This is a genomic window from Brevibacterium metallidurans (assembly GCF_037101285.1).
GTDB lineage: Bacteria > Actinomycetota > Actinomycetes > Actinomycetales > Brevibacteriaceae > Brevibacterium > Brevibacterium metallidurans.
The window spans coordinates 164,521-176,211 of sequence record NZ_BAAAAF010000003.1 but is presented as its reverse complement, the minus strand read 5'-3'; the positions used below and the strand labels follow the sequence as shown (position 1 = coordinate 176,211).

Annotated in this window: 10 protein-coding genes; 1 reads left to right on the top strand and 9 read right to left on the bottom strand. The window is 69.8% G+C overall.

Features of this window, described 5'->3' with window-relative positions; genetic code table 11:
* Positions 1–59 precede the first annotated feature (59 nt).
* From AACX88_RS05635 to AACX88_RS05620, 4 genes are all read right to left on the bottom strand, one after another.
* Positions 60–2,702 (bottom strand): 5'-nucleotidase C-terminal domain-containing protein, encoded by a 2,643-nt coding sequence (locus AACX88_RS05635; protein ID WP_339392121.1) that lies wholly within the window; start codon positions 2,700–2,702, stop codon positions 60–62.
* A gap of 253 nt (positions 2,703–2,955) precedes the next feature.
* Positions 2,956–3,549, bottom strand: a complete 594-nt coding sequence (locus AACX88_RS05630; protein ID WP_339392120.1) for a DUF1269 domain-containing protein — start codon at positions 3,547–3,549, stop codon at positions 2,956–2,958.
* 261 nt (positions 3,550–3,810) lie between these two features.
* A complete protein-coding gene (gene truA / locus AACX88_RS05625) occupies positions 3,811–4,665 on the bottom strand; it encodes a tRNA pseudouridine(38-40) synthase TruA (protein WP_339392119.1) in 855 nt (284 codons plus the stop codon).
* Positions 4,662–5,399: a LemA family protein gene (locus AACX88_RS05620; protein WP_339392118.1), complete on the bottom strand. Its 738-nt coding sequence runs from the start codon at positions 5,397–5,399 to the stop codon at positions 4,662–4,664. The genes truA and AACX88_RS05620 overlap by 4 nt, the downstream gene beginning before the upstream one ends.
* 224 nt (positions 5,400–5,623) lie before the next feature.
* Between AACX88_RS05620 and AACX88_RS05615 the strand changes: the two genes are divergently transcribed.
* Complete coding sequence (locus AACX88_RS05615) at positions 5,624–6,799, top strand: glycosyltransferase family 4 protein (RefSeq protein WP_339392117.1); 1,176 nt, start codon at positions 5,624–5,626, stop codon at positions 6,797–6,799.
* Positions 6,800–7,014: 215 nt separating this feature from the next.
* On the opposite strand, the gene AACX88_RS05610 is transcribed toward AACX88_RS05615, so the two are convergent.
* The 5 genes from AACX88_RS05610 to guaA form a co-directional block, all read right to left on the bottom strand.
* Entirely contained in the window at positions 7,015–7,563 is a 549-nt protein-coding gene (locus tag AACX88_RS05610) for a cysteine hydrolase family protein (protein ID WP_339392116.1), read from the bottom strand.
* Positions 7,564–7,728: 165 nt separating this feature from the next.
* Complete coding sequence (locus AACX88_RS05605) at positions 7,729–8,409, bottom strand: CbiQ family ECF transporter T component (RefSeq protein ID WP_339392115.1); 681 nt, start codon at positions 8,407–8,409, stop codon at positions 7,729–7,731.
* A complete protein-coding gene (locus AACX88_RS05600; protein WP_422614408.1) occupies positions 8,402–9,274 on the bottom strand; it encodes an energy-coupling factor ABC transporter ATP-binding protein in 873 nt (290 codons plus the stop codon). The genes AACX88_RS05605 and AACX88_RS05600 overlap by 8 nt, the downstream gene beginning before the upstream one ends.
* Positions 9,271–9,921 (bottom strand): biotin transporter BioY, encoded by a 651-nt coding sequence (locus AACX88_RS05595; RefSeq protein WP_339392114.1) that lies wholly within the window; start codon positions 9,919–9,921, stop codon positions 9,271–9,273. Before AACX88_RS05595 ends, AACX88_RS05600 begins: the two co-directional genes overlap by 4 nt.
* A 126-nt stretch (positions 9,922–10,047) precedes the next feature.
* Positions 10,048–11,628 carry a glutamine-hydrolyzing GMP synthase gene (guaA, locus tag AACX88_RS05590; protein ID WP_339392113.1) on the bottom strand — a complete coding sequence of 527 codons (1,581 nt, stop codon included), beginning with the start codon at positions 11,626–11,628 and terminating at the stop codon, positions 10,048–10,050.
* Between the last annotated feature and the right edge of the window lie 63 nt (positions 11,629–11,691).

The following is an 11,691-nucleotide window of genomic DNA, read 5'->3' as shown; positions in this document are numbered from 1 at the left end:
GGGCCGGGGAGCAATCCCCGGCCCTCATACGCTGCGCGGTGCGGCTCGTTCTGCCGAGGTCAGACCTCGACGTCGGCCTTGCGCCTGCGGATCGCGGTGACGACCGCACCACCTGCGATGATGAGCGCGAGCGCTGCGGCGACGAGGTTCATCGCCTCGAAACCGGTGCGCGGCAGGTTCCCGCCGTCCTTCGACCCGGCGCCTTCGGAGCCGCCGTCCGAGCCACCCGACGAATCCGAACCGCCCGCGGCGTTCGAGCCGCCGGCCGAATCCGACGACCCGGTCGAATCCGACCCGCCGTTCGACCCGGCCCCGTCAGCACCGCCGTCAGCCGAGCCACCGTCAGCCGAGCCACCGCCGTCAGCGGCACCGCCGTCTGCCGAACCGCCCGCATCGGATGATCCGCCCCCGGCATCGGCGCCCCCATCGGCGGTGACCTTCGCGGTCGCCTCGAACGAGCGGGGCAGCGGCAGCGGATTGTTGTCCCACCACTGGGCGTCACCGGCGATGAGCGTGGCCTTCGCCGTGACCTCACCCGAGGCATCCTGCGGCGCTGTGACGGTGAGCGCAACCTCGCTCGTCCCCGCCGGGATCGACGTCAGCGTGATCGTCGCCTGTCCCGCTGCCGCCGCCTTCACCTTCGCCGACGGCGCACCGTTCGACGCAGCTCCACCCGACTGCGCGCCGCTCGACCGACCCGCACCCGACTGCGCGGTGACCGTGTACCCCTCGGGCAGGTCGACGGTGACGTCGACGGGTCCGGGGATCTCGGTCTTCGCATCCGTCTTGAGCAGGAAGTCGCCCGAGGCTCCTGCCACGATCCCAGTCTCCGGCGCGGTGAAGTCGACGGACAGGTCACCGGTGGTGATGACGTCCTTCGCGGCATCGGCCTGACGTTCGGACTTGTCGGGGGCGACCGGGGAGTTCTCGTTGAAGTATTTCGTCCACGTCTCGTAGTCGGTGAGACCGGAGAGTTCGAACTTGCCCTTCGCGAACGAGGAGAAGTTGTCACCGCCGGCGGCGAGGAAGCTCAACGTCGCCACCCGGTAGTCCTTGTTCGGGTCGATCTCCTTGCCGTTGACCTTGACCGACTTCACGCGCTGGCCTCGTTCGGCGCTCGAGTCGTAGACGACGTCGAGCTCCTTCGAGATGCCGAGGTGGAGGAACGGACGGGACGCACCCTCAGGCTGCCACTGCTCCTCGAAGACCCCGATGACGTCCGAGCCCTTCATCGTCACGACTCCGTGGTCGTTGGCGAACGGCAGGACCGCGTTGAGTTCGGCGGCCGTGACCTCGCAGCGCTTCTCCGTGTTGTAGATGTCATCGCACTTGAGGTCGGTGCGCAGACCGCCCGGGTTGGTGATGCCGAAGTCGGCGGGCGCGAGCTGGGAGTCCGCGACGCCTGACTTGAGCGCATCGGCGACGAGGTTGCCCAGCGTGGACTCGGCACCCCGGTCCTCGGCCCCGTCCTTCGTCGCGCGGGTGATGTCCTCGGTGATCGTGCCCGCAACGACCGAGCCCGGTCCCTTGGCCTTCTCGTCGGCGTCGGCGACGATCTGCTTGACCTTGTCGACGACCGGTGAGGCGTAGTCCTTGTCCTTCGTCGAGATGAGGTCGGACTTCGTCGTCGTCCAGTTGCCGGCACCGTCGGATTCGAGCTGGAGCTGCCCGACGACCGACCCGTAGTTGCCGGCCTGGATCACCGGGCGGGTGCGGTCGGGATCGCCGGGGACGGGAGCGTCGAAGTTCGAGGGCAGGTGCGTGTGCCCGGTGAGCAGGGCATCGATCGACGGGTCCGCCTCGGTGACGAGCTTCTTGAACTCCGCGTTCGAGGCCTCTGCCGCTGCGAGGCTCTCCGTCGATGAGGCGCCGAGGTGGGCCTCGACGACCGTCATGTCCGGCTGCTGGTCCTCCGGCAGGGCGTCGAGCTCGTCGGCGACCCGGTTGACCGCATCCGTGGGGTCGCCGAAGTCGACCGAGGCGATGCCGTCGGGTGAGACGAGGGAGGTCGTGTCCTTCGTGACGACGCCGATGACGGCGATCTTCACGCCGCCGACATCGATCGTCGTGTACTCCTCGAGACCGTCGGGAACGTTCGTCGTGCCCTTGTCGTAGACGTTCGCGGCGAGGTACGGGAAGTCCGCCTCCGAGGCGACCCGACCGGTGAGATCGTCGATGCCTTTGTCGTATTCGTGGTTGCCCGTCGCCGATCCCTGCAGGCCGATCGCGTTGAGGACGTCGATCGTCGGCGAGTCCTGCTGCGAGGAGGAGACGTAGGTCGAGGCGCCGATGCTGTCACCGGCGGAGAGGAAGGCCGTGCCGGCCGCACCCTCGACACCGGCGAACTTCGCCCGCTCCTCTTCGACGACCGAGGCGACCTGCGATCCCGCTTCGACGATCCGACCGTGGAAGTCGGTGATGCCCATGAGCTGGACCTTCGTGCCCGCGGGGGCAGCGTAGGGGTCGGCACTGGGCGCCGCCGAGGGCTCACTCGTCGACTCCGCGGCCCCCGGTGTGCCGGCCTCAGCCTCGGCGGGAGCGGTCTCCGGGGCGGTGCTTCCGGATCCGACCTCGGACTCCTGGACGGGCCCCGACTCCGGGGTGCTGCCCAGCGTGGCCGCCTGGGTCGGGGCGATGCCCGGCAGGGTCAGCAGCGACACGGCCGCACCGGCTGCCAGCGCCTTGGTGAGAAGCTTCGACATAGATTCGCATCCTTTGGTCATGACGTCCGCCGCGTCGAGGGCGGAGAGAGAAGAGGATCGAGCGAACTCATCGTGTCGCAGGGAAGCGAACGACGAGTGACCTTTACGTGAATCTACACAGGATTCTCACATCTGGGAAGAGGATTCCTCACAAACTCGTCGTGAATGACGGCAAGGCAGGCGGTGCGAATGAGCACACGCGACTGCGGCGTCCGACTCGGGCCGAGTCGGACGCCGCAGCGACTGCCAGCGGTCAGAACTTCGCTTTGATCTTGTCGATCCGCTCCTGACGCTTCTCCTTGCGTTCGGCCTTCTTCGCCTCCCGAGCCTTCTCCCGGGCGGCGTCGGCGGCGGCCAGGGCGGCATCCTCGGCGGCGGCGACCTCGTCGAGGACCTCGTCCTCGGGGCGGCGCAGCAGGGTCGCTCCGGTCGTGGCGGCGAAATCGTCGAGGACGGCGGGATCGGTCTCGTCCACCTCGGCGATGACACCGGTCCTGCCCGAGGGCAGGGCGCTGCTGAAGACGGAGAGCGCGTCCTCGGCGTCGAAGGATCGCTCGGCGTCGACGGTCGATCCGATGAGGGCGCCGGTGGCGAATCCCAGCAGCATGCCCAAGGGCCCGCCGAGGATGCCGATGAGGGCTCCGATGCCCCCACCTCCGAGCGTGGAGAGTCCGATCTCGTTGTCCTGCCCGTCGGTGACGCGCAGCTGGCCGTTCTCGGTGCGTTCGACGACGGCCGAGGCGACGATCGTGATCGCCGCGGAGTCGAGGTCACGGAATTTGCTGAATGCTTCGTAGGCGGTGCTCGAGTTGTCCCAGGTGAGGAGGATGATGTTCTTTTCCGACATTGCGCTTTCCTTCGCATGTGACGGTGGGTGGGTGTGGCGGTCGGGGAAGGCTCGGCTCGCCGGTGCCGGGCCACCAAGTCCACCACCCCTGCAGTGGGCGGTCAAGGCCTCGGCCACCGACACGGATCGTTCTCCCAGGAGGCGGTCAGGAACGCAAGCCGCACTGTTCGCTCGGCAGCACATTGTCGAGAACGCTGGTCCGCCTGCGCGTGTGCACGTGCTCGTGACCTCATGCGCGCGATCTCGCGCCGCCGCTCGGCGTCAGTCGAGGTCGCGGCGGGCCATCGTCTGGGCGGCCCGGGCAGCGTAGTCCTCCGGGGGCGGATAGCCGACTCCGGTGAGGACGAGGCCATGGGCCGGGGTGACGAACATCGGGGTCTCGGCAGTGATCCCGGCATCCGCCTCGGCGAGCATCTCCGCCGGTCGGGTCACCGGCCAGGCACCGGACCCGACCCGGATGAGGCCGCCGACGAGCGCCCTGACCATGTGATGGCAGAACGCATCGGCGCGCAGGTCGATGGTGATGACGGCGTCGTCGTCACGGGCGACGTCGAGGTCGTGAAGCGTGCGGATCGTCGTCGCCCCCTCCCGTGGCTTGCAGAAGGGGAGGAAGTCGTGGAGTCCGCGGGCCTCTGCCGCGGCTTCGGCCATCGCCTCGGCGTCGAGTTCTCCCTTGTGACGCGGGGTCACCTCGGTGAGCAGGGGGTCGAGGAAGGACCGATGGTCGGCGAGCCGGTACCGGTAGGAGCGCCACAGGGCGGAGAAGCGGGCGTCGAAGTCCTCGGGCGCCTCGGTGACGGCGTGGACGACGAGGTCATCGGAGCCGTCGACGGTGAGGACCCCGCGCAGACGGGAGAGCAGCGCGGTCTCCGGGGTGCGATTGGTGCGCCCGACGAGCTTGCCGATCGCCTCCTCCCCCAGGTCGACATGGACGACCTGGCGGCGCGCGTGGACGCCGGCGTCGGTGCGGCCGGCGACGACCGTGGGCACCTCGGTGCCGGTGACGCGGGCAAGGCCGTCTTCGAGCTTGCCCTGGACGGTGCGCAGGCCCGGCTGCTTCGCCCAGCCGTGGAAGTCCGTGCCCCGATAGCCGAGGTCGATGCGGAACCGGGTCATGCCTCGACCACTCCGCGACCGGACCGGTCCGGCCGGTCGGTTCGGTCAGGCCGATTCTCAGGGGTCGAGGGTGCGGGGGCTGGTGGCTGTGCGGTCGACGACGTCGATGCCACCGTGGGTCCGGGCGAGGGCTCGACCGTGTCGGACGGTGCTTCCGTGAAATGGTCGCGCGGCCGGAAGACTCCCCCGAAGATGCGCGAGAGCAGCCGTCCGCGCTGCCGGTGGTAGCGGTCGACGTTGGCGTTGTAGAGCCGGCTCACCGCGACGATCCGCTCGGAGAGGACGGTGAGCTGGCCGTGGAGGAGGTGGACGGTCATGTCGAGTTCGTCGCGCATGCCAGCCTGCGCCGAGGTGGTGGCCACCGCCGCGGACGCCGCGTCGGCCGGCGCTGTGCCGGGGCCACCGCCTCGGCGACCCGGGAGGAGGGCGGCATCGTCGATCGCTGCTGTCAGCGCATTCTCCGCCGCCGCCCCGCGCGGCCCGAAGGGGGCGCGTTCGGCGGAGGCGAGGGCGAGTTCGAGGCTGCCGAGATCACGGGTCGTCACCTGCCCGATGGTGCCGATGAACGCGGGGACGAGTCCGTGGCGGGCGCGGAGTTCGACGACGAGCTGGCGTTTGGCCTCATCGCAGAGCGAACGGGCCATCGACAGCTGATTGAACCGAAGGATGATGAGCATGACCGCGGCGACGATGAGCACAGAGGCCGCGCCTGCCGCGATGATGGTCCAGATCACGCGCTGTCCTCTCGTCTCTGTCCCGCAGCACTCAGCCGCCCGGCGCACGGTCGTCCGGTGCCGCCTGCGGCTCCTTCAAGTTTACGCAGGGTTCACCTCCGTCGCGAACGGGTCGGACACCGGCCATCGGGCGTCTGCCTGCATGAACTGATTTCGGCAACTCGTCGCCGACACGTAGCCTCTGAGTCGTCGTCGCTTCACCATCGGAGCGTGCACTGGGTGGTGTGAGAGTAGCGATCATTGCAGAATCCTTCCTCCCCAACATGAACGGGGTCACCCACTCACTGCTGCGGGTCCTCGACCATCTGGCCGATCGCGGCGACGAAGTCCTCGTCATCGCCCCCGGCACCCGCCGCGACGGACCCAAAGAGGTCTCCGGCGCGAAGATCGTCCGCGTCCCCTCGATCGCCCTGCCGAAGTACCGTCGCATCCGCGTCGCCCCCGGCGGGGTCACCCGCATCCGCCGCCTCCTCGAACGCTTCGCCCCCGACGTCGTCCACTTGGCCAGCCCCTTCGTCCTCGGCTGGCGCGGGGTGCTCGCCGCCCAGAGCCTGAGCCTGCCGACAGTGGCGATCTACCAGACCGAGGTTCCCGCCTACGCCGCCCGCTACGGCATGCACGGCATCGAGGCGATGCTCTGGACGCATGTCCGCAACCTCCACCAGCACGCCTCCCTCACCCTCGCCCCGTCCTCGTACACGATCGATCAGCTGCGCAGGCTCGGCGTCGCCGAGGTGGATCACTGGGCCCGTGGGGTCGATTCGACCCGCTTCGACCCCGGTCACCGCTCCGCGGCGTGGCGACGGACCGTGGCCCCGAACGGGGAGCGGATCATCGGCTTCGTCGGCAGGCTCGCCGCGGAGAAGCAGGTCGAGGACCTCGCGGTGCTCTCGGACATCCCCGGAGCGAAGCTCGTCATCGTCGGCGACGGTCCGTGGCGCTCGAAGCTCGAACGCACCTTGCCCGGCGCGCACTTCGCGGGCTTCCTCGGCGGGGACGCGCTCGCGCAGGCGGTCGCGAGCTTCGACCTCATGGTCGCGCCCGGGGAGCTCGAGACGTTCTGCCAGACGATCCAGGAGGCGATGGCCTCCCAGGTGCCGGTCATCGCGCCCGCCCGCGGAGGTCCCCTCGACCTCGTCGACTCCTCGCGCACCGGGTGGCTGTACGCGCCGAAGGACCTCACGGCGATGCGCGAGCACGTCGTCGACCTCCTCGGCGACGATGCCAAACGCCGTGCCTTCGGCATCGCCGGCCGCGAGCAGGTGCTCAGCCGGTCGTGGAAGAGTGTGTGCTCGCAGCTGGTGGGCCACTACTCGCGGGCGATCGAGAATCCCACCCCGCAGGTGATGGGCCGCAGCTTCAACGTCCTCGCATGGGAGGGCGCCGCCGCTCCCCGCTGAGCAGCGCGAGAGCCCCCACCACCGCGACCGCCACTTCGCGCCGAGACCGCCGCTCTGCCCGCACACCCCTCCGCCGGCGAGCGCATCGAGACCCTCACACCACCGAGACCGCCACTTTGCGCCGAGACTGCAGCGCACAGGCGGCGGTCTCGGCGCTAAGTGGCGGTCTCGATGAACGCGCGTCGCAAAGCGGCGGTCTCGATGGGGGCTTCGGGTCAGCGGGCGATCCAGTCGGCGACGGTGAGGACGTCGGACTGCCAGGAGAAGACCTTCTCCGTGAGCACGCGGTGGACCTCCTCGTCGGGGTCGGCACACGCATCCGAGAGCACCGTGACGCCGAAGTCGAGGTCGGCGGCCTGCCGCCACGTGGCAAGCACGACACCGCGGGTGGCGACGCCGGCGAGCACGAGGTTCGTCGCCCCGAGCCCGCTGAGCACCGCGGCGAGATCGCTGCCGGAGAACGCCCCGACCCGACGCTTCGTCACGAGCGGTTCGTCCTCGCGGCGGCCGAGCACATCGAGGATCTGCGTCGACTCGCTCGTCTCATCGAGATCGCCGTGGGAGGCGATGCGCATGAACGGCGAGGTCTCGGGCAGTTCCGGGTAGCCCGGCCGCAGGGCGACATGCACCCAGACGACCGGGATGCCGGTGTTCCGGGCGTGGGCGACGGCTTCGCGGACGCGGTCCATCAGCGCCGTCTCGGCGAAGCGGCCGGCGATGCCGTTCTGAAAATCCATTGCGAGCAGGACGGTGCCCTCGGTCATGATTCGCTCCTCTCGTGCAGGTCAGGCGGCCTGCACGCCTGAGGATACTCCGCCGCAGCGAACCCCGAGCGAACAGCGGAATCCGTGGACGACGTCATCCGCCGAGGCGGTCGGCCCGATCCGAGCCCCAGACCCAGTCGCCGAGGGACTCAGACGACCCGAACGTCAGTCGACGATGCCGCGGGCGTCGAGGGCGCGGCCGGTGTCCTGCGCGTACTTGACCGACCGGAGGATCGCCGGGACCACGCGGGCCTTGAGGCTCGTATCGAGTCCACGGGCGCGGGCGGCGCGGTCCGCCTCGGCGAGGAGACCCGAGAGATGGGAGATCGCACGGACCATGAGGCTCGCGGTGAGTGCGATGATCTCCGGATCGACGCCGAGGCGGCGCAGCGGTGAGACGATGACCGCGAAGGCGTCGAGGAGCTGGCCGACCGTCGTCGTCAGGGTGAGCAGCAGCGCCGCCTGCACGCACGCGAACACCGTGCCGGCGACCGTCAACCCAGCCTCGAGCGTGCCGAAGAGGTATTGGAGTCCCATGACGATGGCGACGAGGACCGCCGCATACGCCCACGGGATGAGGAAGCGCCGCAGCGGCAGGCGCGCGCTGAAGCCGAGGACCGTGAGGACTGCGAAGATCGACCAGTTGACGATGCCGTCACGGTAGATCAGAGCGACGAGTCCGATGACGGCGATGACCGCGAGCTTCCACCCCGTCGGCACCCGGTGGAGCCACGTCGACCGGCGCACGACCCGCCCGAAGAGCTGGGGCCGCGGCCGGATGCCCGCGCGCCTGCCCGCCGAACGGCTCAGCGTCCGCATGGTGCGGTTCGGACCCGGCTCACTCATGGGATTCGCTCATGATGATCTCGCGGTAGGCGGCGACCGCCTCGGCGGGGGTCGAGTCCCACGCGATGCGGCCGTCCTCGACGACGACGGCACGATCGGCGATCGAGGCGAACTCGAGGTCATGGGTCGAGAAGACGATACGGACCCCGCGACGGGCGACGAGATCGGCCAGACGCGCGCGCAGTCGCTCCCGATTGCGGAGGTCGAGCAGGGTCGTCGGCTCGTCGAGGACGAGGATCTGCGGGTCGACGGCGAGGACCGCGGCGAGCGCGACGAGCTGACGCTGACCGCCGGAGAGTTCGTAGACGCTGCGCTCGGCGAGGTCGGCGATCCCGAGTTCGTCGAGGACCGCGAGGGCCGCCGCGCGCCTCTCCCGCCTGGGCACCCGGGAGCGCAGGGAGAGCTCGATGTCCTCGAGCGGAGTGGGCATGACGAGCTGCGCGGCGGGGTCGGTGAAGACGAAGCCGACACGGCGGCGCACCTCGGCGGGGTGCCTGGCCGGGTCGATGCCGTCGACGAGCACCTGCCCGACGTTCGCGGTGACGAGCCCGTGGACCAGCTGCAGCAGCGTCGACTTGCCCGAGCCGTTGGCGCCGATGACGGCCACCGAGGGCTCGCTCAGCCGCAGGTCGACGTCGGAGAGGATCGACCGGTAGGCATCACCTGCGGGAGTGTCGTCGATGACCCCGACGGACACCCCGGTCAGCGCGATCTCCCGGACCGGTTCCCCCGCCGAGGCGGTCGCGGCGTCCCCCGCTGAGGAGCGTGAGGACTCCCCCGCCGAGGCGGTCGCCGGCTCCCCGCCATCCGCCGCGTCCCGGTCGCCCGCGGCGGTACCGGTGGTCGAACTCCGCCGCAGGATCACTGTGCGTCCGGGGCCTGGGGGCGAGCGCCTCGGCGGCGGAGGATGTCGGGGAACGCGCGGTGGATGAGGAGGGCCACGGAGACGGAGAGCACGGTCTTGATGATGTCGCCGGGCCAGTAGATGAGGTCGGCTGCGGCGGCGACGCCGAGCGGGAGGTCGCCGTTGATCGACATGCCGAGGATGCCGAGCGGATGGACGATGAGCAGGCTCGCGGCCAGGGCTCCTGCGAACATCGCCGCCCACAGCCGGCCGCCGCTGAACCGGCGCAGCGCCCAGCGGGCGGCGAATCCGGCGGCGAGCGCGTAGAGGGTGAACGCGAGGATGTAGCCGGCACTCGGGCCGGCGAGCACGGCGATGCCCCCGCGCATGCCGGAGAAGATCGGCAGGCCGATGAGGCCGAGAACGACGTAGAGGCCGGTCGCCGCGGCGGCCCGCCACGGGCCGAGGACGAGACCGGTGAGCGCGATCGCGAACGTCTGCAGGGTGATCGGCACCCCGAGCGGTCCGACGGGGATCGGCGGGAGCATCGCGAACGCGGCGATGAGGGCGGCGAAGACCGCGATGAGCGCGATGTCCCCGGCTCGGCTGGCGGGCTTGAGCGAGGCGGACGCCGCCGCCGAGGCGGGGGTGGACGATGCGTGTGTCATGAGTTCTCCGTGGGTCGGGTCGGGCCCGGGTCCCACCCGGGCTGACCCCACCCTAACTGAACACCGTTCAGGAGTTGTCGGCGGGGCACAGTTCGCTGCCCGACTCCTTGGACTCCTTACCGGTGCTCACTCCCATTCGATCGTGCCCGGAGGCTTCGAGGTGACGTCGAGGACGACCCGGTTGATGTCGTCGACCTCATTGGTGATCCGGTTCGAGATGACCGAGAGCGTGTCGTAGGGGATCCGCGTCCAGTCGGCGGTCATCGCATCCTCGCTCGAGACGGGGCGGAGGACGACGGGGTGACCGTAGGTGCGGCCGTCGCCCTGGACGCCGACCGAGCGGACGTCGGCGAGGAGGACGACGGGGCACTGCCAGATCTCATTGTCCAGGCCGGCCTTCGTCAGCTCCTCACGGGCGATCGCATCGGCACGGCGGAGGATCGCCAGACGGTCCTCGGTGACCTCGCCGATGATGCGGATGCCCAGGCCCGGTCCCGGGAAGGGCTGGCGGGCGACGATCGCCTCGGGCACGCCGAGTTCGCGGCCGATCGAGCGCACTTCGTCCTTGAACAGGGTGCGCAGAGGCTCGATGAGCTGGAACTGGATGTCCTCGGGCAGGCCGCCGACGTTGTGGTGGCTCTTGATGTTCGCCGTTGCCGAACCGCCGCCGGACTCGACGACGTCGGGATAGAGGGTGCCCTGGACGAGGAAGCCGATCTCCTCGCCTTCGTCCTTGGCTTCGAGGACGAGCTCGGCGGCCGCCTTCTCGAAGGTGCGGATGAATTCGCGGCCGATGATCTTCCGCTTCTCCTCCGGGTCGGTGACCCCGGCGAGCTGCGAGAGGAACTGCTCGCGGGCGTCGACGGTGACGAGGCGGACGCCGATCGAATCGACGTAGTCGTTCTCGACCTGTTCCCTCTCGCCTTCGCGCAGGAGCCCGTGGTCGACGAAGACGCACGTGAGCTGGTCGCCGATGGCCTTGTGGACGAGCGCCGCGGCGACCGAGGAGTCGACTCCGCCGGAGAGCGCGCAGATGACCTTCTTGTCCCCGACGCGGCTGCGGATAAGTTCGACCTGTTCGTCGATGACGGACTCGTTCGTCCAGTCGGCCTCGAGACCGGCGACGCGGTAGAGGAAGTTCTCGAGGATCTTCTGCCCGTTCTCCGAATGGAGGACCTCAGGATGCCACTGGACGCCGGCGAAGCGGCGCTCCGCGTGCTCGAACGCCGCGACCGGGGTGTCCGGGGTCGAGGCGAGGACCGTGAAGTCGGCAGGCGCCTCGGCGACAGAGTCCCCGTGGGACATCCACACCGTGTAGGCGTCGGGAGTCTCGGCGAGCAGGGCCCCCTGGTCGGCGACGGAGACCGGGGTCGAACCGTATTCGCGCTTGTCCGTCTTCGCGACGCGACCGCCGAGGCTCGTCGACATCAGCTGGAAGCCGTAGCAGATGCCCATCGTCGGCACGCCGAGCTCGAAGACGCCAGTGTCGAAGGGCGGGGCGGCCTCGTCGTTGACGCTCGAGGGTCCGCCGGAGAGCACGATGGCCACCGGGTTCTTGGCCGCGAACTCGGCCGCCGGGGCGTCGTGGGCGATGATCTCGGAATACAGTCCCGCCTCACGGATCCGGCGGGCGATGAGCTGCGCGTACTGCGCGCCGAAGTCGACCACGAGGACAGGAGGCACCTGTGTGCTCTGGGTTTGCGTCATGCGCCCAATTCTAAACGCCGCACCCGCCGCGCCAGAACCGCGGGTTCGCTCGGTCGCACCGAG